This is a genomic window from Pseudorhizobium banfieldiae (genome assembly GCF_000967425.1).
Taxonomy (GTDB): domain Bacteria; phylum Pseudomonadota; class Alphaproteobacteria; order Rhizobiales; family Rhizobiaceae; genus Neorhizobium; species Neorhizobium banfieldiae.
Map to the genome: position 1 here is coordinate 1,228,019 of NZ_FO082820.1, position 23,986 is coordinate 1,252,004.

Below are 23,986 nucleotides of genomic sequence, written 5' to 3' on the forward strand. Positions count from 1 at the left end.
TGCGCCCGTTGATGAGGTTGGAGCTTCGATATGTCGGGCGTGATGGGCAACGATCAGGATGCAGATATCGACCTGGGACGGCTCTTCTCTGCCGTGTGGCAGCGCAGGGGCCGGTTGCTTGCCGCCACGGCACTGGCGGCAGGACTCGCATTCGTCGCAACGACGATAATGGCGCCGAGCTTCCGCGGCGAGGCGCGGATCCTGATCGAATCCCGATCCCCGAACCTCAGCGCCGGCCAGACGCCCGCGTCCGGCAATGACCCGGTCCTCGATACACTCAACATCACGAGCCAGGCGGAGGTCCTGCAGTCGAGCGACCTGATCAAGCAGGTTGCGCGGGATCTGCGCCTGCACGAGATCGCCGAATTCGATCCGGATGGACACTCGCTGTTCCCCGGTCCTTTCGTCCTGCTCGGGCTGGCGCAGGATCCCTTATCGGTCGCTCCCGAGGAACGCGTCGTCCGCGAGTTCCGGGAGAAGCTGAAGGTCTATCCGATCGAGAACTCGCGCATCATCGCGATCGAGTTCTCATCGCATGATCCGAAGCTGGCCGCAGCCATTCCCAACAAGATGGCGCAAGTCTACCTGGCGCTCGAAAGCGGTGCCAAGCTGGACACGCAGTCCGACACAGCCAAATGGCTCGAGCCGGAAATCACGGCGCTGACGGAGAAGGTGCGCGAAGCCGAGCGCAAGGTCGCCGACTACCGATCCGAAGCCGGCCTCTTCCAGACTGCCCAGAGCGGCAGTTTCGCGGCCCAGCAACTCAACGACATTTCGAACGAGCTCGCGCGGGTACGGGGAGAGCGGGCCAATGCCGAGGCACGGGCGCAGAACGTTCGGGCGGCGCTGGATGCCGGTCGTGCCTCGGACACGTTGACGGATGTCGTAGGTTCCCAGGTGATCCAGCGATTGAAGGAGACCGAAGCGAACCTCCAGGCACAGATATCCGATCAGTCGACCGTGCTGCTGGAAAACCACCCCCGTCTCAAGGGGCTGCGGGCGCAGCTTCAGGGAATCCGCCGACAGATCGAGGCGGAGACGCAGAAGATTCTTGCCAGCCTGGATAACGAGGCAGAGGTCTCCCGCCTGCGTGAGACGCAGCTCATCCAGCAGTTGAACACGATCAAGGCCGACTCCGCCCGCACCGGCGAGGATGAGGTGGGGCTTCGTGCGTTGGAACGCGAGGCGGCGGCCCAGCGGCAATTGCTGGAGACCTACCTTGCCCGCTACCGCGAGGCCGCATCGCGGCAGGAACCCGGCGCGGCGCCCGCCGATGCACGGATCGTTTCCACGGCCATAGAACCCCAGGAGCCCTACTTCCCCAAGGTCGTGCCGATCGTGATCGTCGTATCACTCGCGACGTTCGTGATGGGCGCCATCGCCGTCATGCTCGGCGAACTGTTCTCGGGCAGGGCGCTGAGGCCCTCGCAGGCAGCGCCCGGCATCGAACCAGAGGTGCGGGACGAGGCCGATGAACATCTCGTCCATCGGATGCAGGCGGATGCCGCCGCGGAGTTCGACCAGATCCATGCGAGGTTGCAGAACGAGCAGCCTGCGCCGGCAGAAGAGCCGAGCGAAGCCGATCCAGCCGTGCCTGGGCCAAATGCTGAGGACTCGGACGAAGTCTTCAATATCGAGACGGTGGCGAACTACCTGACCCGCTACGACGTCTCGGTGGCACTTGCCGTGTCACCGCAAGGCGACAAAGGGTCCACCGCCACGGTGATGCTGGCACGGGACATTTCCGATCGCGGCAAGACCGTGGTGCTGATCGACATGACGGGCTCGGCTTGCCCGAGCCGGTTGATGGGTGCCGGAACATTGCCCGGGGTCACTGACCTGTTGTGCGGAGAAGCAGCGTTCGGCGAGGCCATTCATGGCGACCGCCTTTCTGACGCACATATTGTGCCACAGGGCAATGCCGATGCCGTGGCTGCCATGCGCGGCATCGACCGCCTGTCGATGATCATCGACGCGCTTGCCGATGCCTATGACCATGTGCTGGTCGAATGCGGGGCAGCCGATGTCGAGGGGGTCTCGCGCCTCAGCCGTGGGCGCGACGCCGAGATCATCTTCTCCATCGCCGATGCCCACAGTGAAAGCTTTTCCGCAACGCTGGACGGCTACCGGAACGCCGGTTTCGACAATCTCCTGGTTATGGCGTCCGATGCTACCGTTCCAAGCGGGCGCCGCGCGGCGTGAAGTAAGCGGCCTTAGCCAGCTAGCCGGGAGCGCAGGCGTTGCGCCCACGAGTAGAGGCCGGCATTCCTCTTGATCGCCCTCTTCAGGCCGCCGATGGCTGCAAGGGTTGGCCGCATCAGGCGACCCTTCCATGACAGCGGCAGGAGAACGTCGTACAGGATCGTCTCCTGCGTGCACCAACTGCGCTTGTAGGGCTGGTCTCCCAGGCCGAAGTCGAACACTGTCGCACCTTCCCGGCAGGCCTGCTCGATCAGAAGCCAGAAGAGAAGCTCGCCCGGGCTTGCGTCCGGGCAGAGCTTGTCGTCGATCGATCCGAACTGGCAAAGGATGTGGTCTCCCTTGCGGGATAACCCGCTGATGGCGACGATGCTACGCTCCTCGTCTGCCAGCCGCAGTGCGTGCAGTTTTAGGGCATAGTCGCGGGCTCCGACGGATCTGTCGATCAGGCCATGGAAGAAGCGACGGATCTGCGGCGGGCGAAAGACGTCAGGCAGGCCGGCGGCCGCCAGCCGATCCGATTTCTGATTGAAGAAAATATCGAGCAGCGCGTGCTGTTCGCTCACCTCGTCCGGGCAGTAGTGCTGGAAACCGCCGAGGGCCTCGAGCCGCCGGCACTGTTGCCTGTACCGCTTGCGTCGGGTTTTCGCGTTCAACTGCGCGATCGTTTCGTCCATGCTTGCCTTGAGGGGGAGCTGGAAGGAACGGTCTGGATGTTCGGATGTCATCCGGGCGTGAAACGGACTTTGTGTCCCCGCAAGTGAAAGGGGCATGGTATCGAGAACGAGGAGATCGGTCTGCGGCGCCAGAGCCTTGTGCAGAGCCTCGACCAACCGGCGCGAAGCCTTGGGATCGAGCGGCAGGAAATCTGCGCTGGTCAGGCTGCTGTTGACATTGTTGAACCTCTCGCCCGGAAACCGCGCGGTACGCAGTCCGTATTCGGTTCTCAGCTCGAGCGGTAGCAGCATGACGGTTCGCCCTTCGGCGCGACCACGAACAATCAGCGGCGTCCGCTGCTCCGCCTGCCACCACGCACAACACCAGTCGAAACCCTGGTGAAGCGAATTATGCGGTAGCCGTGCAAGTTCCCGCCATTCCGCTTCCACCACTTCCGGGGCATCGAGGATATCGAACGTCATTGAACACACGTCGAATGGCGCAGGCGGTCCGGCGGCCGACGCCTTCTGAACATGGCCCTGGGCCTGGAGGTTCTGACGCAACATCTCGCCACCCGATTTGATGGATGCGATGATAGTCTGCCTGACTTGCAGCGGAGTTTACGAGGCTTCCAGGGCCAAGGAACTTTGCTGGGTGTGGTTAACTTCCGCCGAACGCGTCGTCAGTCGCTCTTCCTGACCGGGCCTGCCATCCACTTGATGATGAGCATCGCCGGCAGGATCCACAACAGGCCGGAAAACAGGAAGTAGAGCAGGTGGACCCACCAGGGGTAGTTGGCGAGCGTCAGGGTGGCGATCGTTGTCGCAACGAGAGCATAGATGATCACCAGGAAGATGATCAGGATCGTTCCGATGAAACTCCGCAGCCTTGGCGGCATGATCTTCTCCTGAGGTCGGCGCATGGCACGCCCGCGACGGCATGCCGCAAAGCGCCGGGGCTTGTTTTGCATGGGTGCATGGGGCAAATCAACGGCTTTGATCGAGGCATTTCGACTGCCTTGCCATTCCCTGGAGCGATGATGTCAGCGGCCGACGTAACAGCAGTGGAAATCCATGGACGCACGCAGAAGCGCGACCGCGACCGCAAGATGGTGCGCATCTGGCTCGGCGTCGTGATCTTCACGCTGCTCTGTCTCGTCATCGTCGGCGGCGCGACGCGGCTGACCGGTTCCGGCCTCTCGATTACCGAATGGAAGCCGATCCATGGGGTGGTCCCGCCGCTATCCGTCGAGGAGTGGCAGGAGGAATTCGAACTCTATAAGCGCATTCCGCAATACCAGGAAATCAACAAGGGGATGTCGCTCGACGAGTTCAAGACGATATTCTGGTGGGAATGGGCGCACCGGTTCCTTGCGCGCGGCATCGGCCTGATCTTCGCCCTGCCGCTTGCCTTCTTCTGGCTGACGGGGCGGATCGAGCCTCGTATTCGCCGACCGCTGGTGGGGCTTCTGGCGCTTGGCGGCTTCCAGGGCTTCATTGGCTGGTGGATGGTCTCGTCGGGACTGAGCAAGCTCACCAGCGTTTCGCAGTACCGTCTGGCGGTCCATCTCACTATCGCCTGCCTGATCTTCGCGGGCTGCGTCTGGATCATGAGAGGACTGGCGCCGCACAGCGACGACCGCGCGCCCGCTGGCCGCGGCAAGGCCGGAGCGATAGCGGTTGCCATGCTCTGCATCATCCAGATCTATCTCGGTGCCCTGGTGGCCGGACTGGATGCCGGACTCACCTACAATACCTGGCCGCTGATGGATGGCGCCCTGGTCCCGGGCGGGCTGTTCATCCAGGAGCCCTGGTGGATCAATCTGTTCGAAAATCCCAAGACCGTGCAGTTCGTCCATCGTGTGGGCGCCTACACGCTGCTTCTGGTCGCTGTCTGGCACATGGTGACGATGCTGGCGGATGCGCCTCGTACGACCCACGCGCGTCGCTCCGTGGTGCTGCTCGGCCTGATCCTGCTCCAGGCGGGTGTCGGCATCATGACCCTGCTGACGCAGGTCCACCTCCATACGGCGCTGCTGCACCAGGGCATGGCCTTCATCGTGCTTGGCTTTGCAGTCGCCCACTGGCGGGGCTTCCTTGGCGAGTATCCGCGCGAGGTGAGGGTGGAAGTGCGTAACTGAAGCTGAAAAGGCCGCGGAAGCGGCCTTTTTCAATTCCGTTCCGCAGGCGTCACGCGGAGAGCATGATGTCCATGTTCTGGACCGCCGCACCCGAGGCGCCCTTGCCGAGATTGTCGAGCACGGCGACGAGGTTAACGTGGTCGCCGCCCGTGCTGCCGAAGACGAAAAGCTTCATCGTGTCCTTGCCCGCCAGCTCCTCGGCGTCGATGCGGGAGATCGACTTCATCTCCTCCAGTCCTACCACCTCGACAACGTCCTGGCCGGAATAGTGGGCGACCAGAGCCTTGTGGATGCTCTCCCGCGTGAAGCCGTTCTTGAGATCCTCCAGGAAGAGGGGGACCTGGACGATCATTCCCTGCGGGAAACGTCCGACGGATGGCGAGAACACAGGTGCCCGGTCGAGCATGCCGTGCACGGTCATTTCCGGCACATGCTTGTGCTTCAGGTTGAGGCCGTAGAGGAAGTGGTTGGCGGTAATGGCATCCTCGCGGCTTGCATCCTCCATCTGGGCGATCATCTGCTTGCCGCCGCCGGTATAACCGGAAACCGCATTGACAGTGACCGGGTAGCCGTCGGGGATGATGCCGGAGGCCCGCAGCGGCCGGATCAACCCGATAGCGCCGGTTGGGTAGCAGCCCGGATTGGCGACGAAGCGTGCATCGCGGATCTTCGCCGCCTGGGCCTTGTCCATTTCGGCGAAACCATAGGCCCAAGCCGGATCAACCCGATAGGCGGTCGAGGTGTCGATCACCCGCACATGATTGTTGCCGGAGAGCATGCCGATCGCTTCGCGCGAAGCATCATCGGGCAGGCAGAGGATAGCGATGTCGGCGCTGTTCAGCAGGTCCTCGCGCATCGCCGCATTGCGCCGCTCAACTTCCGGAATCGATAGAAGCTCCACGTCGCGGCGGGCAGCCAGGCGCGTGCGGATCTGCAGGCCTGTCGTGCCGTGTTCGCCGTCGATGAAGATCTTCGCCATCTTGTCAGTCCTGTCTGTTCAATAGCCCTGGGGCCAAATACTGTGCGCGCTTCCGCCGGCTGTTTCAACGCCCTTCGGCAAGCCGCTCGGCCCGAAGCCCGAGCATATACATGGCGACCGTTGCGCCAGCAATGGCGGTAACATCGGCGTGGTCGTAGGCAGGCGCGACTTCCACGACGTCGGCTCCGCGGATATCGAGCCCCTGCAACCTGCGCAGCACCGACAGGACTTTCGCGCTTGACGGCCCGCCTGCGACCGGTGTTCCGGTGCCGGGAGCGAAGGCCGGATCGAAGCAATCGATATCAAAGGTGAGGTAGGCCGGTGCGTCCTGCGTATGCCCTAGGATGGTCTCGGCGATCTCGCCTGCCGTCATTTCTTCCACCTCATGACCGTAGAGGATGCGGATGCCGCAATCTTCCGGCGCATGGGTGCGTATGCCAATCTGGATCGAGCGGCTGGTATCGATCAGGCCTTCCCGGGCGGCTCGGGCAACGAAGGAGCCGTGGTCTATACGGCGGTTGTCGTCGAACCAGGTGTCCTGATGGGCGTCGAACTGGACGAGCGCCAGCGGCCCATGCCGCGCGACATGCGCCTTCAGGAGCGGCCAGGTGATGTAGTGGTCGCCGCCGAGGGTGAGCAGGAAGGCACCTTTGGCAATCAGCGCCGAGGCCTCGCGCTCGATCGTCGCGGGTGTTTCGTGGTGGTTGCCGTAGTCGAGCAGGCAATCCCCATAATCCACCACCGCCATCTCTGCGAAGAGGTCGCGGTCGAAAGGATATTGCGGGTCGTTGTCGAAGATCGCGGAGGCGCGCCGGATCGCCTGCGGTCCGAAGCGGGCGCCGGGTCGGTTGGATGTGGCAGCGTCGAAGGGGATGCCCCAGACGACCACATCTGCGCCGCTGACGTTCTTGCTGAACCTTCGGCGCATGAAGGAGAGAGCGCCGGCATAGGTCGGGTCGGTCGCGGCGGACGTCAGGCCCGTTGCGGTGAAGGCGTGGTCGATGGTCTTTCCGGGCATGACGCGCGAACCTGATTGAGCGAGTTGGAGCGGAGTCTTGGCGACAGATGCCAAAAAGAAAAGGCGGAGCCGAAGCCCCGCCTTGTCTGCATTCCGAAGTCCGCAGCGATTAACGCTTGGAGAACTGGAACGAACGACGGGCCTTGGCCTTGCCGTACTTCTTACGCTCGACGACACGGCTGTCGCGGGTCAGGAAGCCACCCTTCTTGAGAACCGAGCGCAGGCCCGGCTCGAAGTAGGTCAGCGCCTTGGAGACACCGTGACGAACGGCGCCGGCCTGGCCGGAAAGCCCACCGCCGGCAACCGTTGCGATGATGTCGAACTGGCCCGTGCGGGCAGCAGCAACGAGCGGCTGCTGCAGGATCATCTGCAGGACCGGACGTGCGAAGTATGCGGAGTAGTCCTTGCCGTTGATGACGATCTTGCCGGAGCCGGCCTTGACCCATACGCGGGCGACCGCGTTCTTGCGCTTGCCGGTCGCATAGGAGCGGCCTTGCGCGTCGACCTTGCGGACGTGAACCGGAGCCTGGCTTTCGGCCGCCGGAGCGAGATCCTTCAGAGAGGAGAGATCGGCCATTATCAGGCGCTCCTTACGTTCTTCTTGTTCAGCGATGCCACGTCGAGAGCGACCGGCTGCTGTGCTTCGTGGGGATGGTTGGAGCCGGCATAGACGCGCAGGTTCTTCATCTGGCGACGGCCGAGCGGGCCGCGCGGGATCATGCGCTCCACCGCCTTCTCGACGACGCGCTCCGGGAAGCGGCCTTCGATGATGGCGCGTGCAGTGCGCTCCTTGATGCCGCCGGGATAGCCGGTGTGCCAGTAGTACTTCTTGTCGGTGTACTTCTTGCCGGTCAGGACGACCTTCTCGGCATTGATGATGATGACGTTGTCGCCGTCGTCAACATGGGGGGTGTAGGTAGCCTTGTGCTTGCCGCGCAGGCGGTTGGCGACGATGGTGGCGAGGCGACCGACGACGAGCCCTTCGGCGTCGATGATCACCCACTTCTTCTCCACCTCTGCAGGCTTCTGAACGAAAGTAGACATTGTGTATCTTTCTACTGGATCCCCATGCTCGAAAGCGGGGACGTTTCTTGTTGCTTGAATTCGGCGGCGAGGCGCCAAAAAGAATGCCGGCCCGCGAAGGTCAGCAATCTGCGGCGCTTATACCGGGAGATGCTGTCCGTGGTCAAGAACGCTGGTTTGACGAGCCTGAAAAATCACGAAGTAAAATCAATAACCTACCAATGTGGTGTTGTAATACCGCAAACTACGGAGGCGGGATTGAGTAGGTGGCGGTCGCCTGGCAGACCGGCTCTTCCGCTTTTCCTTGTGTCACTACGGTATCGATGACCGCCAGCCGCTTGCCGAGCTTGAGCACGCGGCAGTCGCAAAAGAGCGGGGCCAGCTTCGGCTTTCGCAGGAAGTTGATGTTGAGGCTGGTGGTGACCGCGAGGGCCACAGGACCCACATGTGCAAGGATTGCCGCGTAGGCGGCAACATCCGCCAGCATGAACATGGCGGGCCCGGAAATTGTCGCGCCCGGTCGCAGATGACGGTCCGCCGGATCGAAGCGCATGGTCAGGCCCGCGGGACGGACGTCCGTGATCTCGAGCACGCGGCCATCCATGTGAATCTGTGGAAACTCCCGGTCCAGAAAATCGTGAATCTCGTCCAATGTCATGACCGGCTGCATGCGTTACCCCGCCTGTTCGTGGTTCAAAGCACTTCTAGCAGCGATTGCCGAACTGGCCAGTTTCTCGTTTCGAACATAGGCGATTTCCGTGGAGGGGATGTATCGGGCGATATCGACCCTAAATCTAGATCGAGATGAACGAGCCCTGGAGGAACCGATGAACCACGACAATTATGATCCGGCCTACATCACCGATATCCTCAAGACGACGAAGACGGTCGCGCTGCTCGGCGCGTCACCCAACCCCGACCGGCCGAGCAACAGCGTTATGCGGTTCCTGCTGTCGAAGGGCTACCGCGTGTTTCCCGTCAACCCCGGGCAGGCAGGCAAGGAGATCCACGGGCAGAAGGTTTATGGCAAGCTTGCCGACATTCCGGAACCGGTCGACATGGTGGATGTCTTCCGCGCCGCCGAATACCTGGACGGGGTGGTGGATGAGGCGCTCGCCCTGCCGCAGAAGCCCAAAGTGATCTGGGGGCAGTTGAGCGTGCGGGACGTCGACGCCGCAGCCAAGGCCGAGGCCGCCGGTCTGAAGGTCGTCATGGACCGCTGCCCGGCGATCGAGTATCCGCGGCTGATGGGGTGACGCCTCAGGCGATCAGCAGATCCGGCTCCGCGCGCATGCCGTTCAGGTGTTCGGCGTTGCCGCAATAGTGGACATATTCCTGATCGGCAGCGTGACGAGCCAGGTCCCTTCGGCAGCGCTCCTTCGACGTGCAGGCCGAACAGGTGATCTGCATGTCGCGGAACTGGAAGGCATGCGCATGGGCTGCCTCGTCCGGGTCGATGTTGAGAGCCGTCATCAGTGCGATCATCTCATCGGCCGCGTGTGGTCCCGCCTTTGCCAGTTGCAGCAACTGGTCGGGCGTCACGCAGCAATCGCGGGCGATTTCTCGCAGGGCCTGGTCATCCAGGCTGCCGATGACGTCTCCCTCGACCGTGGCCTCCCAAGCCTTTGCGCACCAGTTCAGCAGGCGCGAGGCAATCGTCCCGGATGAATGTGCTACCGTTTGCATGACGGACTCCTCTCTTCTTTTTTCAAGGCTAGCGCCAAGGGATGGAATTTCCTTGATCGGGATCAACCAAAACGCTTTGTTGTGGCCCGATGAATTCCGCAGGAGGAGGACGACATGACCACGCAAAATCCGGGCTTCGCAACGCTGGCCGTTCACGCGGGCGCCCAACCCGACCCGACCACCGGGGCCAGGGCGACGCCCATCTACCAGACGACCTCCTTCGTCTTTAATGATGCGGATCATGCGGCGGCTCTCTTCGGCCTGCAGCAGTTCGGCAATATCTACACCCGCATCATGAATCCGACGCAGGCGGTCCTGGAGGAGCGCGTTGCGGCACTGGAAGGCGGCACGGCGGCACTTGCAGTGGCGTCCGGACACGCAGCGCAGATGCTCGTCTTCCACACGATCATGAAGCCGGGCGACAACTTCATCGCTGCCCGCAAGCTCTATGGCGGCTCGATCAACCAGTTCGGCCATGCATTCAAGAACTTCGGATGGGAGGTGCGCTGGGCCGATCCTGCTGATCCGGAGAGCTTTGCGAGCCTGGTCGACGAGCGCACCAAGGGCGTCTTCATCGAAAGCCTCGCCAATCCGGGCGGTACCTTCGTCGATATTGCGGCCATCGCGGATGTCGCGCACCGCCACGGCTTGCCGCTGATCGTCGACAACACGATGGCAAGCCCCTATCTCCTTCGTCCGCTGGAGCACGGCGCGGATCTCGTCATCCACTCGCTCACCAAATTCCTTGGCGGCCACGGCAATTCAATGGGCGGCATCATCGTCGATGGCGGCACCTTCGATTGGTCCGCGTCCGGCAAGTATCCGATGCTCTCGGAACCGCGGCCGGAATATGCCGGCGTCGTGCTGCACCAGACCTTTGGCAATATCGCCTTCGCGATCGCCTGCCGGGTGCTGGGCCTTCGCGACCTCGGCGCGGCCATTTCGCCCTTCAACGCCTTCATGATCCTGACCGGTATAGAAACGCTTCCGCTGCGCATGCAGCGCCATTGCGACAATGCTTTGGCGGTCGCCAAATGGCTGAAGGGACACGACAAGGTCGCGTGGGTGAACTATGCCGGTCTGGAGGACGATCCCAACAACACCCTGCAGCGCCGCTATTCACCAAAGGGTGCCGGTGCGGTGTTCACCTTCGGGCTGAAGGGGGGCTACGACGCGGGCAAGGCCTTCGTGGAGGGCCTGCAGATGTTCTCGCATCTCGCCAACATCGGAGACACCCGCTCGCTCGTCATCCACCCGGCCTCGACCACGCACCGCCAGCTTTCGGAAGAACAGCAAGTCGCCGCAGGCGCCGGGCCGGACGTGGTGCGCCTGTCGATCGGCATCGAGGATCAGTCGGACATCATCGCCGACCTCGAGCAGTCGCTCGCGAAGATCTGAGCGACATGTCCGCCGCGCTCCGCTTCGACCTTTCCTCGATCGAGCCGGAGGAGGGCGCTCCGGCGCCTGACCGGCTGATCTCGGGTGATCCGAGTTTCCGGACCTGGAATTTCGAGGAGGCGGAGGGCGGCCTCTATGCCGGCGTCTGGGAATCGACGCCGGGCAAGTGGCGGATCACCTACGAGGAGTGGGAGTATTTCCACATCCTCGACGGGTATTCTATCGTTACGGAGGAAGGAGGCGAAGCCTTCCACCTCCGCGCGGGCGATCGCCTCGTTCTCAGACCCGGCTTCAAGGGAACCTGGGAAGTCGTTGAAACGACTCGCAAGGACTACGTGATCAGGCTCTGATCACCAGGCCAGATCCAGCCGCTCCAGGCCGTGGAAGTGATAGACATCCTTCACGCGCGGGGTCTTGGCCATCCTGAGGCCGGGAAGGCGGCGGAAGAGGATAGGCAGCACTGTCTTGAGTTCCAGCCGGGCGAGCGGCGCACCGATGCAGAAATGGATGCCGGCGCCGAAGGAGAGGTTGGGAGCCTCCTGCCGCTCCGGGTTGAAGACCAGCGGCTCGGCGAACTTGTTCGGATCGAGATTGGCGGCGGCGAGAATGAGGCTCACCTTGTCCCCGCGCTTAAGGACAACGCCGTCGACCTCGACGTCCTCCAGAGCCCAGCGCCGGAAGATGTGGACGGGAGCGCAGATGCGCAGCGTTTCCTCGACCGTCCGCTCCGTCGCCACCTCATCACGAAACATCTCCGCAGGTGGAAGGCCGCTCTCCAGGATGACGCGCACGGAATTTCCGATCTGGTGGACGGTTGCCTCGTGGCCGGCATTGAGGAGCACGATCGTCGTGGAGACCAGCTCGTCCTCGCTCAGATATTGCCCCTTGTGCTCCGTATGGATCATGTGGCTCAGCAGATCGTCGCGCGGGGCGTTCCGGCGCTCTGCAATCAGCGTCTTCACGTAGTCGGCAAACTCCCGCGCCGAGCGGTCGGCGGCAAGCTCGTCCTCGCGGGTCCGCTTGAACATGTACATGCCGACATAGTCGTGGCTCCATTTCAGGAGCTGCGGACCCATCTCGTCGGGGATGCCGATCATCCGCGCGATCATCGTCACGGGAATGATGTCGGCAAAGGAGGAAAGGAGTTCAGTCTTTCCGTCCTTCTCGAACCCGTCAATCAGTTGCTCCGCCAGTACGGCGATCTCTGGCCGTAGCCGCTCGATGTGGCGGGACACGAATGCGCGGTTGACCAGCGTCCTGAGCCGCGTGTGCTCCGGCGGCTCGATCTCGAGCAGCGAGTGGCGCTCCACAAGGTCGAAGTTTGCCAGATGCGGCTGCGGTTCCGGCAGCCCCAGGTCCTCGCGGCTGGCGATGTGGAGTATCTGCCGTCCGAAGCGACGGTCGCGGAGCAGTGCGTTGACGTGGTGATAGCCGGTAAAGAACCACTGCCTCTGCTCCTCCCAATAGAAGGTCGGGCAGTGCTGGTGAAGCGCGGCATAGACACGGTTCGGGTCGCCGTAGAAGGCAGGGTCCCGCCCATCGAGCGAGACACGACGGGTGGTGGGATCGATGGGAAGGAAGGAGGGTATATCGGTCATGGCCAGAGGCCTACCGCAATCTCTCAACCTCCGGAAGAGCCTCGGACTAATCCGCGAGTGCCACGCCCTCGCGCCTCGGGTCGGCACTGCCGGCAAGGCCGCCCGGCGTCAGCTCAATCACGTGGAGACCGGAGGTCATGTCGCCGAGCTTCACCTCGTAGCCCAGTGTCTTGAGCGGCTCGGCCAGCTCTTCCGCCCAGGTGCCGGCCTCCAGGTCGTAGCTACCGAAGCGGTTGATGAGATGCGGCATGGTGACGATCTCCTCCACCGGCATCTGCCAGTCGATGTAGGCGATCAGGGCCTGGGCAACATAACCGATGATCTGGCTGCCACCGGGTGAGCCGATCGCCAGAAGCGGCTTGCCGTCCTTCATCACGATCGTCGGCGACATGGAGGAGCGCGGCCGTTTCCCAGGCTCCACACGGTTGGCGACCGGTACTCCGGCATTATGTGTCTTGAAGGAGAAGTCGGTCAGTTCGTTGTTAAGCAGGAAGCCGTTGGTCATCAGCCGCGAGCCGAAGCCATTCTCGATCGTCGTCGTCATGGAGACGACGTTGCCGTTCGCATCGACGATGACGAAGTGGCTGGTCGAAGGCAGTTCGATCGCTTCCCCATCGCTAAAGAGAAGCGCGTGATCCCATTCCGGCTCCCCGGCCTTGACGGCATCTGGAGCAAGCGCCTTGTCGGCGTCCAGCAGGGACGCTCGTTCAGCCAGATATTCCTTCGAAAGCAGGCCCTTGATCGGCGCCGGCACGAAATCGGTGTCGGCGAGGTAGCGCTCGCGATCGGCGAAGGCGAGCCGCTGTGCGTCGCCGATCACCCGCCAGCTCTCCGGGTTCCGCGGCCCGAGGCCACGCAGGTCGAAGTTCTCCAGAACGCCCAGCATCTGCCCTACGGCGATGCCGCCCGAGGAGGGCGGTCCCATGCCGCAGATGTCGAGCGCTCTGTAGGTGATGCAGACGGCTTGGCGCTCCTTGATGCGATAGTTTGCCAGATCCGAGAGCGAGAGGACGCCCGGGTTGCCCGTCGCCTCCCTTACCGTCTTGACGATTGCTTCGGCAATGGCGCCCTCGTAGAAGGCTTCTGCGCCGCCAGCGGCGATCGCCCTCAATGTCTCAGCATAGGGCTCGTTCTTCAGGACACTACCGACCTTCAGCGGTGCGCCGGCCTCGTCGAAGAAGTAGCTCGTGGTGCTCTCATGGGTCTTCAGCTTGTCGCCTTCGGCTGCGACGAGCGAGGCCAGGCGTGGGGAGACCTCGAACCCCTCGGAGGCCAGTTTGATGGCCGGGTCGAGCAGCCCGGACCACTCGGAGGTGCCAAGCCGCGAATGAACCTCGTGCATCAGCTTGACTGTGCCCGGTGTGCCCACGGACCGTCCACCGACCACGGCATCCATGAATTTCAGCGGCTGTCCTTGATCGTCCAGGAAGAGCTTCGGTGTCGCCTCCATCGGGGCCGTCTCTCGCCCGTCGAACGTGGTGATCTTGCCGGATGATGCGTCGTAGTAGACGAGGAAGGCACCGCCACCGAGGCCGGAGCTCTGTGGCTCCACAAGGCCCAGCACCGTCTGCACGGCGACCATGGCGTCAATTGCGTTTCCGCCATCAGCTAGTACGTCTCGCCCGGCTTCTGCAGCGAGAGGGTTGGCGGCGGCGACCATGAACCGCTTTGCCTCCGCCCGTTCGGCTGTCGCCGTTCGCGTGGCCGCCTCTGGTGTAAGGGCGTCGGACGCCTGTTGCGCGGAAAGTGGACCGGTTGTGAGGAAAAGGCTCAGAATGATGCCTGATAGGCGAAGTGACTGCATGTCGTGCTCCCGCCGTTGGCCATCGATGGCGATCGCTGGCTACCCGCATGTCCTGGGAGGATGTGGGGCCCGAACCGATGGCGGCAAGAGGTGACGTGCTATCAGGATGTCGCCACCGCACTCAGTCGCCTGAGCGTCGCGACCTGTTCGCTCGCGTGGATCTCGAGCGCCATCTCATGCCTGGTAAGCATTGCCGCCGAGGGAATGATCGTTGCCGCGTTGCCTTGCTCCACCGCCGTGCAGTTCCTGCCCGCCGCTTTTGCAGCGTAGAGAGCGCGATCTGCTGCGCTGAGAAGGTGGTCGAGATCTGCCTCGGCTGCCGGCTTCAGCGCGATGCCCACGCTGACCGTGACGCCGAAACGATGCTCGCCTGCAGAGAGTGTCTGAAGGGCAAGCGTCATCCGAAGCCCCTCGGCAATGCTGGCTGCCTCCACCATGTCGGCGACCCGCAGAACCGAGGCGAATTCTTCACCGCCCATGCGCCCGAAGGCGCCGCGGGGAGAAAGTGAAATCGAGGCAAGGCGGGAGAAGGCGACCAGAACGCCGTCGCCTGCCTGATGGCCGTAGCGGTCGTTGATCTGCTTGAAATTGTCGATGTCGAAATGCAGGAGAGCGACCAGAGGCTTGTCCGGGACGACGGACGTACACCGCGCCTGGAACTCGTTGATTAGGCCCCGTCGATTGAGGATGCCGGTCAGCGGATCCGTCGAGGCGAGCGCCTTCAGCCGTTCCTCGGACTGCTCGGTCATCATCTGCGCTCCTGTCAGCACGGCGGCGACGAAGCAGAAGGCCCCGGGTAGCAGCACGAAGGCGGGTGAGGGCATGGTTGAGAAGGACGTCGCAACCGAAAGTGCGGCCATGGCCGCATTCGTAAGGCTGGAGGCGATGTGGATGCCGAGAACGCCGGCCAGCAGCCGTCTCGCCCAAGTCCGCCCGCTACGGATGTGCAGGACGATGGCGATGAACATGGCAAAGCCGATGCTGGCGGCGACGTTGTAGAGGATGACCCTGGCGCTGAAGTCCTCCCGGATGAAGGGAAGAAGCATCCCACCGACCCAGATCAGTGCAGGAATGGCGATATAGGGGTCTATTCGTTTCCCATCGAACTGTTGCATGCCGCCGATCAGCAGCCCGATCGACGCGAGCAGCATCGTGTTGGCGATCTCGACCGACAGGAAAGTCGCGATCTGTCCGCGCAGACCCACCAGCAATAGTCCGCCGGCGAGCAGCGCAAAGGCGACGCTCCAGCTCAACTTGAACATCTGGCTGCGGTCACGCATCCACCATACGAAGAGAAGGAGGCTCAGCGTTGTTGCTTGCGCTGCCCAAACGACCAGACCGGTTAAGATGTCCATCTCCAGATCCCTCTTCAGCCTCTGTGCTGCCAGCTATAGCCGCCACTGTTTAAGGACGTGTTGCCGAAGCCTCGATCGGGCGCATTGTGCGTTCAGGTTCAGTTTACCACGTTCCGGGACAAAGCTGTGGTAGGGGCTCGCCGCGTGCCGTCGGACCGCCATCGAGCCGCAAGATCGGTTACAAGGCACACAGCCCGGATGGTTAAGGATAACGCCGCCGCCGTCTTGAAGTGCCGGGTGTTGACACTCTATGTAGGGGTTGACCTATTCCATCTGATTCTGGGGCTTCCCCCTCCGGAAAAGCGTGACAAAGGACTGACATGAGAAATCCCGTCGATACTGCCATGGCTCTGGTGCCGATGGTCGTCGAGCAGACCAATCGCGGCGAGCGGTCGTACGACATCTACTCGCGGCTCTTGAAGGAACGCATCATCTTCCTGACGGGGCCGGTGGAAGATCACATGGCGTCCCTGGTTTGTGCCCAGCTTCTCTTTCTCGAGGCGGAGAACCCCAAGAAGGAGATCGCCCTCTATATCAACTCGCCGGGTGGCGTCGTGACCGCTGGTATGGCGATCTACGACACCATGCAGTTCATCAAGCCTGCCGTCTCGACACTGTGCATCGGCCAGGCTGCGTCGATGGGCTCGCTGCTGCTTGCAGCCGGCGAGAAAGGCATGCGCTTCGCGACTCCGAACTCCCGCATCATGGTCCACCAGCCTTCGGGCGGTTTCCAGGGGCAGGCGTCGGACATCGAACGCCATGCTCGTGACATATTGAAAATGAAGAGACGCCTCAACGAGGTCTACGAGAAGCATACCGGGCGGACCTACGAGGAAGTCGAAAAGACGCTCGATCGCGACCATTTCATGGATGCTGATGAGGCCAAGGAGTGGGGCGTGATCGACAAGATCCTTACCTCGCGGCAGGAACTCGAAGGCGGTTCCGCGGATTGAGGTAATGCCGGTTTACCGCCGCTGTCACCCCTATGTTACAAAGGCAGGGGTTTCGCGGGCATCGGAAACCGGTATTAGTACTTGTTAATGCTGTGTAGAGCTTTGCTGCATAGCATTCGTTGATGGGGGTTCGTTGCCGCCGAGAAGGAGATGCCTCCGGAACGGTAGAGTACCCCAGGCAAAGCCGGCACATCATACCGGGTGGTTCCGGTGCCGGCCAATGAGTGGACCGCACCCGGCAACGGGAAGGCGGAGTGCTGGAAGGAAAGTGATATGAGCAAAGTCAGCGGCAGCAACGGCGGCGACTCCAAGAATACTCTCTATTGTTCGTTCTGCGGCAAGAGCCAGCACGAAGTCCGCAAGCTGATCGCCGGTCCGACGGTGTTCATCTGCGATGAGTGCGTCGAGCTCTGCATGGACATTATCCGGGAAGAGAACAAGTCTTCCATGGTGAAGTCCCGCGACGGCGTGCCGACACCGCAGGACATCATCAAGGTCCTCGACGAATACGTGATCGGCCAGCAGCAGGCCAAGCGCATCCTCTCGGTGGCGGTGCACAACCACTACAAGCGGTTGGCCCATGCCTCGAAGGGCGGTGAAGTCGAGCTTGCGAAGTCGAACATCATGCTGGTCGGCCCAACCGGCTGCGGCAAGACCTATCTTGCCCAGACGCTCGCCCGCATCATCGACGTTCCCTTCACCATGGCGGATGCCACGACCCTGACGGAAGCTGGTTATGTCGGTGAGGATGTCGAGAACATTATCCTGAAGCTCCTTCAGGCTGCCGACTACAATGTCGAGCGCGCCCAGCGCGGCATCGTCTACATCGACGAGGTCGACAAGATCTCGCGGAAGTCCGACAACCCCTCGATCACCCGCGACGTGTCGGGCGAGGGCGTCCAGCAGGCGCTTCTGAAGATCATGGAAGGCACGGTTGCATCCGTACCCCCGCAGGGTGGCCGCAAGCATCCGCAGCAGGAATTCCTGCAGGTGGATACGACGAACATCCTGTTCATCTGCGGCGGCGCCTTCGCCGGTCTCGACAAGATCATCTCCGCCCGTGGCGAGAAGACCTCGATCGGCTTCGGCGCAACGGTCAAGGCGGAAGACGATCGCCGCGTCGGCGAAGTCCTGCGCGAACTGGAGCCGGAAGATCTGGTCAAGTTCGGCCTCATCCCGGAATTCATCGGCCGTCTGCCGGTTCTGGCAACGCTCGAGGACCTGGACGAGGATGCGCTGATCCAGATCCTGTCCGAGCCGAAGAACGCGCTGGTGAAGCAGTATCAGCGCCTGTTCGAGATGGAAGACGTGGAACTCACCTTCCACGAGGACGCTCTCCGCGAGATCGCCCGCAAGGCCATCACCCGCAAGACCGGCGCCCGCGGACTTCGTTCCATCATGGAGAAGATCCTGCTCGACACAATGTTTGAACTGCCGGCGCTGGAAGGCGTCCGCGAAGTAGTGATTTCCGACGATGTCGTGAAGGGCAGTGCCCGTCCTCTCTACATCTATGCCGAACGGCAGGAGGAAAAGGCGAACGTGTCCGCCTGAGAAGGCAACGATCGTTTCAAAAGAGGCCCCTCGCGGGCCTCTTTGTCGTTCTGGGCTCCAGTTTTGCAGCCAGCGCCTGTTGATCCTGCGCATTGTGCTTCGCTTGGCTCCGTTTAGTCGCTATGAATGAGGGTTAGGAATCGGCGATCCTGCTTGCACACCTGTGAACGGCTCCCGCGTTTCCCGCGTCCGGCGTAACCCGCGTCTCCATTGTCCCGGTGCCTTGCCAGCAGGGGGGCAAACGGTGAACGAGGCTTGAAATCAACAGTCTCACTCTCCACTTTGGGCTCAAGTGGACGGCCCGGATAACAGGTCTGGGGACGAATCCCGGCAACGGGATATGAAAGGAAGAAGAATGACGAATCCAACGTCTTTGGCTCCCGGTGGCGAAACCTTTCCGGTCTTGCCCCTGCGCGACATCGTGGTTTTCCCGCATATGATCGTACCGCTCTTCGTGGGCCGGGAAAAATCCATTCGCGCGCTGGAAGAAGTGATGGGGTCGGACAAGCAGATCATGCTGGTCACGCAGATCAATGCCGGCGACGATGATCCCGAGCCTTCGGCAATCTACAAGATCGGCACGGTTGCCAATGTCCTGCAACTGCTGAAGCTCCCCGATGGGACCGTCAAGGTGCTCGTCGAAGGACGCGCCCGCGCGAAGATCGACAGCTATACCGACCGCGACGAATTCTACGAGGCGAAGGCCAACATCCTGGCTGAGCCGGAAGAAGATGCCGTCGAGGTCGAGGCGCTGTCGCGTTCCGTGGTTTCCGAATTCGAGAACTACGTGAAGCTCAACAAGAAGATTTCGCCGGAAGTCGTTGGCGCCGCAAGCCAGATCGAGGACTACTCGAAGCTCGCCGATACGGTCGCATCGCACCTGTCGATCAAGATCACCGAGAAGCAGGAGATGCTCGAAACGGTCAGCGTCAAGGGTCGTCTCGAAAAAGCGCTCGGCTTCATGGAAGGCGAGATCTCGGTCCTGCAGGTGGAAAAGCGCATCCGCTCGCGCGTCAAGCGCCAGATGGAGAAGACCCAGCGCGAATACTACCTCAACGAACAGATGAAGGCGATCCAGAAGGAACTCGGCGACGGCGAGGATGGCCGTGACGAGATGGCCGAGCTGGAAGAGCGCATTGCCAAGACGAAGCTTTCGAAGGAGGCCCGCGAAAAGGCGGATGCCGAAATGAAGAAGCTTCGCCAGATGAGCCCGATGTCGGCGGAAGCCACCGTCGTGCGCAACTATCTCGACTGGCTGCTCTCGATCCCGTGGAGCAAGAAGTCGAAGATCAAGACCGACCTGAACAATGCCGAAAAGATCCTTGAGCAGGATCACTTCGGTCTGGAGAAGGTCAAGGAGCGTATCGTCGAATATCTGGCGGTGCAGGCCCGGGCCACGAAGATCAAGGGTCCGATCCTCTGCCTCGTCGGCCCTCCCGGCGTGGGCAAGACCTCGCTTGCCCAGTCGATTGCCAAGGCGACCGGCCGTGAATACGTGCGCATGGCGCTCGGCGGCGTCCGTGACGAAGCCGAGATCCGCGGTCACCGCCGCACCTATATCGGCTCCATGCCCGGCAAGGTCATCCAGTCGATGAAGAAGGCGAAGAAGTCGAACCCGCTATTCCTGCTCGACGAGATCGACAAGCTCGGCCAGGACTACCGCGGCGATCCGTCGTCGGCGCTGCTCGAGGTGCTGGATCCGGCGCAGAACTCGACGTTCATGGACCACTATCTGGAAGTCGAGTACGACCTTTCGGACGTGATGTTCATCACGACTGCGAACACGCTGAACATCCCGGCGCCGCTTATGGACCGCATGGAGATCATCCGCATCGCCGGCTATACCGAAGAGGAAAAGCTGGAGATCGCCAAGCGTCACCTACTGCCGAAGGCGATCAAGGAGCATGCGTTGCAGCCGAACGAGTTCTCGGTAAGCGACGATGCGCTAATGGCTGTGATCCAGCAGTACACCCGTGAAGCAGGCGTACGTAACTTCGAACGCGAACTGATGAAACTCGCCCGCAAGGCGGTGACCGAGATCATCAAGGGCAAGACGAAGACCGTCGACGTCACCGCTGCCAACATCCACGACTTCCTGGGTGTGCCGCGCTTCCGTCACGGTGAAGCCGAACGGGAGGATCAGGTTGGTGTCGTGACAGGCTTGGCCTGGACCGAGGTCGGCGGCGAGTTGCTGACGATCGAAGGCGTCATGATGCCCGGCAAGGGCCGCATGACGGTGACCGGCAACCTGCGTGACGTGATGAAGGAATCGATCTCGGCCGCGGCATCCTATGTCCGCTCCCGCGCTGTCGATTTCGGCATCGAGCCGCCGCGCTTCGACAAGTCGGACATCCACGTGCACGTGCCGGAAGGCGCAACGCCCAAGGATGGTCCTTCTGCCGGTGTTGCCATGGCGACGGCGATCGTCTCGATCATGACGGGAATCCCGGTCGACAAGAACGTGGCCATGACGGGTGAGATTACCCTGCGCGGACGCGTCCTGCCGATCGGCGGGCTCAAGGAGAAGCTGCTCGCAGCTCTTCGTGGCGGCATCAAGAAGGTTCTGATCCCGGAAGAGAACGCCAAGGACCTGGCTGACATTCCGGACAACGTGAAGAACAACATGGAGATCATCCCGGTTTCCAGGATGGGCGAGGTGATCGAGCACGCGCTCCTTCGCAAGCCCGAGCCGATCGAATGGGATGGTTCCATCGAGACGCCGGTGATCGCTACCGTAGAGGGTGTCGACGACACCGGCACCTCGATTGCCCACTAGGCTTATGCCAAATTGGCACGCTTACTGAAAAAAGCCGGCTCCCAGCCGGCTTTTTTGGTGAAAATGAAGCGTTGCCCCTTGTTTTTCAGGCTATAGCGAGGCTTGTGGCTTGCGAAGGCCTGACGGGTATTTAATGTCGGGCCGGATAACTTGAGTCGTTTCAATACCATTTGAAAGGGGTGGAAACATGAACAAGACTGAGCTCGTTACGGCTGTTGCCGAAAAGGCTGGCCTCTCCAAGGCTGACGCAGCTTCGGCAGTTGACGCTGTATTTGACACCGTTCAGGCCGAACTGAAGAACGGCGGCGATATCCGTCTGGCCGGTTTCGGCAGCTTCTCCGTTTCTCGTCGCGAAGCCTCGAAGGGCCGTAACCCGTCGACGGGCGCCGAAGTGGACATCCCGGCCCGCAACGTGCCGAAGTTCTCGGCCGGTAAGGGTCTGAAGGACGCCGTCAACGGCAAGTAAGCTGCTGCGTCACATGGATTTTCGAGGCCCGGCTTGCCGGGCCTTTTTCGTTTGTCGAGGCTCTCTTAGAAACCTCTAAGGTGCTCCGCATGTCATCTGTGTGTCACGCAGGTGCCGCAAAAGCGCCCTGTTCGATTATGGACAGGAGGGCTTTCCTATGAAAACTACTGTGACCGCCGCGCTTGCAGCGGCCTTGCTCGCCTCCGCTGCGTTCCCAGCAGCGGCCGAGCTGTTCTTCAATCGCATCGCAACCTTCCCTGTCGCCAGCAATCTCGACGAGGGTGAAGACAAGACGACGTCCTCGGAGATCATCACCGCCACACCGGACGGCAACACGCTCATTTACTCCGACGCGCCGGGCGGCACGATCGGGTTCATCGACATCACCGATCCCAGGTCGCCGAAGGCCGGCGGCTCCATCGCGATCGACAGCGAGCCGAATTCGGTGGCGGCGGTTGGCGAGAAGGTACTGGTCACCATCGATCGCACCGAGGACATGACGAAGCCAGCTGGCGACCTTGGCGTTGTCGATGTCGCTTCGAGAAAGCTGGAGAACGTCTGCGATCTTGGCGGCCAGCCCGACTTTCTCCAGATGGAACGTTCGCCGCAATCGCGATCGAAAACCAGCGCGACGAGGAATTGAACGACGGAGCAATTCCGCAGCTGCCGGCTGGCGAGTTGCTGATCCTCTCGCTGAACGATGGCACCCCCGCCTGCGACAGCATCAAGCGCGTCGATCTCACCGGATTGGCGACGGTTGCTCCGGAAGATCCCGAGCCGGAATTCGTCAACATCAACGCTGACGGCGAGATCGCCGTAACACTGCAGGAAAACAACCACATCGTCATCGTCGACAGCACAACGGCGAGGGTCACTGGCCACTTCACCGCCGGCACGGTCGATCTCGACGGCGTCGATACCAGGAGCGATGGCGCACTGGAGTTTACCGGCAGGATCGATGGCGTGCCGCGTGAGCCGGATTCGGTGAAGTGGCTGGGGACCGATCGTCTGGTCGTCGCCAATGAGGGCGACTACAAGGGCGGTTCGCGTGGCTTCACGATCTTCGACCGCTCCGGCAAGGTGCTCTATGACGCCGGTACCTCCCTGGAGCGCGAAGTCGCACGCCTCGGCCATTTCCCGGACAAGCGGGCCAAGAGCAAGGGCATAGAACCCGAAGGCATGGAAGCGGCCGAGTTCGGCGACCAGCAGTATTTCTTCGTCCTGCTGGAGCGTGCCTCCCTCATGGCTGTCTACAAGGATACAGGCAGCGAGCCGGAACTCGTGCAGCTTCTGCCGTCCGGCATTTCGCCGGAAGGTGCTGTCGCCATCCCGGCCCGTAACCTGATCGCCTCGGCCCACGAGGTTGATCTCGGCGAGGATGGCGGTGCCCGCTCGCACGTGATGATCTACGAACTGGCTGAAGCCGAGAAGGCATACCCGACCATCGTGTCCAACGACGTCGACGGCACGCCCATCGGCTGGGGCGCGCTCTCCGGCCTCGTCGGCGATGCGGAGAAGGACGGCATCCTTTATGCCGTCAGCGACAGCTTCTATGGCATGCAGCCTTCCATCTTCACCATCGATGCCAGCAGGAAACCCGCCGAGATCACGGGCGTCACCCGCATCACGCGTGGCGGCCAGCCGGCCCAGAAGCTGGACATCGAAGGCATCGCGCTCGACGGGAAGGGCGGCTTCTGGCTCGCTTCCGAGGGTGACAGTGCCAAGTTCGTCGGCCACGGCATCTACAACGTCAATGCGAAGGGCGAGATCAAGTCGGAGATTGCCTTGCCTGTCGAATTGCTTGCAGGCCAGACCCGGTTCGGCCTCGAAGGGATCACGACGATCGGCGAGGGCGACGAGCTGACGCTCTGGATGGCCGTCCAGCGCGAATGGAAGGACGACGAGAAGGGCACCGTCAAGCTGCTTTCCTACAAGCCGTCGTCAAAGGAGTGGGGCGCTGTACGTTATCCGCTCGAGAAGACGGAAGAAGGCTGGGTCGGCCTGTCGGAAATCACCGCCCATGGCGACCATGTCTACATCATCGAGCGCGACAACCTGATCGGCGACAAGGCAAAACTAAAGAAGCTCTACCGCGTCGCTATCGCCGACCTGAAGCCGGCCAAGCTCGGCGAGGCGTTGCCGCTGGTTGCCAAGGAAGAAGTCCATGACTTCATTCCGGACCTCAAGTCTGCGACCAACGGATATGTCGTCGACAAGCTTGAAGGCTTCGCCTTCGACAAGTCCGGCAAGGCTTTCGCCGTGACGGACAATGATGGCGTCGACGATTCTTCGGGTGAGACGCTGTTCTTCCCGGTGACCATCAATGTCATCAACTGAAGGCCGCGAATAACAGAAAAGGCCGGGCTTGCCGACCGGCCTTTGT

General features: G+C 61.9%; 20 protein-coding genes and 1 pseudogene. 10 read left to right on the top strand and 11 right to left on the bottom strand.

All coding sequences use genetic code 11. The features are described 5' to 3' along the window. Positions 1-30 precede the first annotated feature (30 nt). On the top strand, positions 31-2,202 hold the full coding sequence (locus tag NT26_RS05940; RefSeq protein ID WP_052637881.1) for a GumC family protein: 2,172 nt from the start codon (positions 31-33) through the stop codon (positions 2,200-2,202). A gap of 11 nt (positions 2,203-2,213) precedes the next feature. Here the strand turns inward: NT26_RS05940 and NT26_RS05945 are convergent, their stop codons facing one another. Further along, on the bottom strand, positions 2,214-3,338 hold the full coding sequence (locus tag NT26_RS05945; RefSeq protein ID WP_162197781.1) for a GNAT family N-acetyltransferase: 1,125 nt from the start codon (positions 3,336-3,338) through the stop codon (positions 2,214-2,216). A gap of 200 nt (positions 3,339-3,538) precedes the next feature. Continuing rightward, a complete protein-coding gene (locus NT26_RS05950; RefSeq protein ID WP_052637883.1) occupies positions 3,539-3,754 on the bottom strand; it encodes a DUF2842 domain-containing protein in 216 nt (71 codons plus the stop codon). 141 nt (positions 3,755-3,895) lie between these two features. On the opposite strand from NT26_RS05950, the gene NT26_RS05955 reads away from it, so the two are divergent. After that, entirely contained in the window at positions 3,896-4,996 is a 1,101-nt protein-coding gene (locus NT26_RS05955) for a COX15/CtaA family protein (protein ID WP_052637884.1), read from the top strand. 49 nt (positions 4,997-5,045) lie between these two features. Here the strand turns inward: NT26_RS05955 and argC are convergent, their stop codons facing one another. The 5 genes from argC to NT26_RS05980 form a co-directional block, all read right to left on the bottom strand. Continuing rightward, positions 5,046-5,975 carry an N-acetyl-gamma-glutamyl-phosphate reductase gene (gene argC, locus NT26_RS05960; protein WP_052637885.1) on the bottom strand — a complete coding sequence of 310 codons (930 nt, stop codon included), beginning with the start codon at positions 5,973-5,975 and terminating at the stop codon, positions 5,046-5,048. A gap of 64 nt (positions 5,976-6,039) precedes the next feature. Beyond that, positions 6,040-6,993: an agmatinase gene (gene speB, locus NT26_RS05965; RefSeq protein ID WP_052637886.1), complete on the bottom strand. Its 954-nt coding sequence runs from the start codon at positions 6,991-6,993 to the stop codon at positions 6,040-6,042. 109 nt (positions 6,994-7,102) lie between these two features. Then, entirely contained in the window at positions 7,103-7,570 is a 468-nt protein-coding gene (rpsI, locus tag NT26_RS05970; protein ID WP_052637887.1) for a 30S ribosomal protein S9, read from the bottom strand. A gap of 2 nt (positions 7,571-7,572) precedes the next feature. Continuing rightward, positions 7,573-8,037, bottom strand: coding sequence for a 50S ribosomal protein L13 (gene rplM, locus NT26_RS05975; RefSeq protein WP_052637888.1), 465 nt, complete (start codon positions 8,035-8,037; stop codon positions 7,573-7,575). A 223-nt stretch (positions 8,038-8,260) separates the two neighbouring features. Then, entirely contained in the window at positions 8,261-8,686 is a 426-nt protein-coding gene (locus tag NT26_RS05980) for a PaaI family thioesterase (protein WP_052637889.1), read from the bottom strand. A 157-nt stretch (positions 8,687-8,843) separates the two neighbouring features. Here NT26_RS05980 and NT26_RS05985 point away from each other — a divergent pair, with 157 nt between their 5' ends. Continuing rightward, entirely contained in the window at positions 8,844-9,272 is a 429-nt protein-coding gene (locus NT26_RS05985; RefSeq protein ID WP_052637890.1) for a CoA-binding protein, read from the top strand. A gap of 4 nt (positions 9,273-9,276) precedes the next feature. Here the strand turns inward: NT26_RS05985 and NT26_RS05990 are convergent, their stop codons facing one another. Further along, entirely contained in the window at positions 9,277-9,702 is a 426-nt protein-coding gene (locus tag NT26_RS05990) for a DUF6455 family protein (protein WP_052637891.1), read from the bottom strand. A 114-nt stretch (positions 9,703-9,816) separates the two neighbouring features. Between NT26_RS05990 and NT26_RS05995 the strand changes: the two genes are divergently transcribed. Together NT26_RS05995 and NT26_RS06000 are read left to right on the top strand one after the other, a co-directional pair. Next, complete coding sequence (locus tag NT26_RS05995; RefSeq protein ID WP_052637892.1) at positions 9,817-11,100, top strand: O-acetylhomoserine aminocarboxypropyltransferase; 1,284 nt, start codon at positions 9,817-9,819, stop codon at positions 11,098-11,100. A 5-nt stretch (positions 11,101-11,105) separates the two neighbouring features. After that, on the top strand, positions 11,106-11,450 hold the full coding sequence (locus tag NT26_RS06000; RefSeq protein ID WP_052637893.1) for a cupin domain-containing protein: 345 nt from the start codon (positions 11,106-11,108) through the stop codon (positions 11,448-11,450). Here NT26_RS06000 and NT26_RS06005 read toward each other — a convergent pair whose 3' ends face one another. The 3 genes from NT26_RS06005 to NT26_RS06015 form a co-directional block, all read right to left on the bottom strand. Continuing rightward, positions 11,451-12,698, bottom strand: coding sequence for a cytochrome P450 (locus NT26_RS06005; protein ID WP_052637894.1), 1,248 nt, complete (start codon positions 12,696-12,698; stop codon positions 11,451-11,453). Between the two features lie 46 nt (positions 12,699-12,744). Then, positions 12,745-14,502: a gamma-glutamyltransferase gene (ggt, locus tag NT26_RS06010; protein WP_052637895.1), complete on the bottom strand. Its 1,758-nt coding sequence runs from the start codon at positions 14,500-14,502 to the stop codon at positions 12,745-12,747. A 101-nt stretch (positions 14,503-14,603) separates the two neighbouring features. Continuing rightward, a complete protein-coding gene (locus tag NT26_RS06015) occupies positions 14,604-15,857 on the bottom strand; it encodes a GGDEF domain-containing protein (RefSeq protein WP_052637896.1) in 1,254 nt (417 codons plus the stop codon). A 320-nt stretch (positions 15,858-16,177) separates the two neighbouring features. Here NT26_RS06015 and clpP point away from each other — a divergent pair, with 320 nt between their 5' ends. The 5 genes and pseudogenes from clpP (at position 16,178) to NT26_RS06040 (ending at position 23,940) form a co-directional block, all read left to right on the top strand. After that, a complete protein-coding gene (clpP, locus tag NT26_RS06020) occupies positions 16,178-16,810 on the top strand; it encodes an ATP-dependent Clp endopeptidase proteolytic subunit ClpP (RefSeq protein WP_052637897.1) in 633 nt (210 codons plus the stop codon). 273 nt (positions 16,811-17,083) lie between these two features. Then, positions 17,084-18,361, top strand: a complete 1,278-nt coding sequence (gene clpX / locus NT26_RS06025) for an ATP-dependent Clp protease ATP-binding subunit ClpX (RefSeq protein WP_052637898.1) — start codon at positions 17,084-17,086, stop codon at positions 18,359-18,361. A 355-nt stretch (positions 18,362-18,716) separates the two neighbouring features. Continuing rightward, entirely contained in the window at positions 18,717-21,137 is a 2,421-nt protein-coding gene (gene lon, locus NT26_RS06030) for an endopeptidase La (RefSeq protein WP_052637899.1), read from the top strand. Between the two features lie 187 nt (positions 21,138-21,324). Then, positions 21,325-21,603, top strand: a complete 279-nt coding sequence (gene hupB, locus NT26_RS06035; RefSeq protein WP_052637900.1) for a DNA-binding protein HupB — start codon at positions 21,325-21,327, stop codon at positions 21,601-21,603. Between the two features lie 157 nt (positions 21,604-21,760). Then, a pseudogene (locus tag NT26_RS06040) lies at positions 21,761-23,940 on the top strand (esterase-like activity of phytase family protein). Positions 23,941-23,986 lie beyond the last annotated feature (46 nt).

Coding starts and splice junctions, on each gene's coding strand:
- NT26_RS05940 (WP_052637881.1), top strand. CDS start 31: ATGTCGGGCGTGATGGGCAACGATCAGGATGCAGATATCGACCTGGGA.
- NT26_RS05945 (WP_162197781.1), bottom strand. CDS start 3,338: ATGACGTTCGATATCCTCGATGCCCCGGAAGTGGTGGAAGCGGAATGG.
- NT26_RS05950 (WP_052637883.1), bottom strand. CDS start 3,754: ATGCCGCCAAGGCTGCGGAGTTTCATCGGAACGATCCTGATCATCTTC.
- NT26_RS05955 (WP_052637884.1), top strand. CDS start 3,896: ATGTCAGCGGCCGACGTAACAGCAGTGGAAATCCATGGACGCACGCAG.
- argC (WP_052637885.1), bottom strand. CDS start 5,975: ATGGCGAAGATCTTCATCGACGGCGAACACGGCACGACAGGCCTGCAG.
- speB (WP_052637886.1), bottom strand. CDS start 6,993: ATGCCCGGAAAGACCATCGACCACGCCTTCACCGCAACGGGCCTGACG.
- rpsI (WP_052637887.1), bottom strand. CDS start 7,570: ATGGCCGATCTCTCCTCTCTGAAGGATCTCGCTCCGGCGGCCGAAAGC.
- rplM (WP_052637888.1), bottom strand. CDS start 8,037: ATGTCTACTTTCGTTCAGAAGCCTGCAGAGGTGGAGAAGAAGTGGGTG.
- NT26_RS05980 (WP_052637889.1), bottom strand. CDS start 8,686: ATGCAGCCGGTCATGACATTGGACGAGATTCACGATTTTCTGGACCGG.
- NT26_RS05985 (WP_052637890.1), top strand. CDS start 8,844: ATGAACCACGACAATTATGATCCGGCCTACATCACCGATATCCTCAAG.
- NT26_RS05990 (WP_052637891.1), bottom strand. CDS start 9,702: ATGCAAACGGTAGCACATTCATCCGGGACGATTGCCTCGCGCCTGCTG.
- NT26_RS05995 (WP_052637892.1), top strand. CDS start 9,817: ATGACCACGCAAAATCCGGGCTTCGCAACGCTGGCCGTTCACGCGGGC.
- NT26_RS06000 (WP_052637893.1), top strand. CDS start 11,106: ATGTCCGCCGCGCTCCGCTTCGACCTTTCCTCGATCGAGCCGGAGGAG.
- NT26_RS06005 (WP_052637894.1), bottom strand. CDS start 12,698: ATGACCGATATACCCTCCTTCCTTCCCATCGATCCCACCACCCGTCGT.
- ggt (WP_052637895.1), bottom strand. CDS start 14,502: ATGCAGTCACTTCGCCTATCAGGCATCATTCTGAGCCTTTTCCTCACA.
- NT26_RS06015 (WP_052637896.1), bottom strand. CDS start 15,857: ATGGACATCTTAACCGGTCTGGTCGTTTGGGCAGCGCAAGCAACAACG.
- clpP (WP_052637897.1), top strand. CDS start 16,178: ATGAGAAATCCCGTCGATACTGCCATGGCTCTGGTGCCGATGGTCGTC.
- clpX (WP_052637898.1), top strand. CDS start 17,084: ATGAGCAAAGTCAGCGGCAGCAACGGCGGCGACTCCAAGAATACTCTC.
- lon (WP_052637899.1), top strand. CDS start 18,717: ATGACGAATCCAACGTCTTTGGCTCCCGGTGGCGAAACCTTTCCGGTC.
- hupB (WP_052637900.1), top strand. CDS start 21,325: ATGAACAAGACTGAGCTCGTTACGGCTGTTGCCGAAAAGGCTGGCCTC.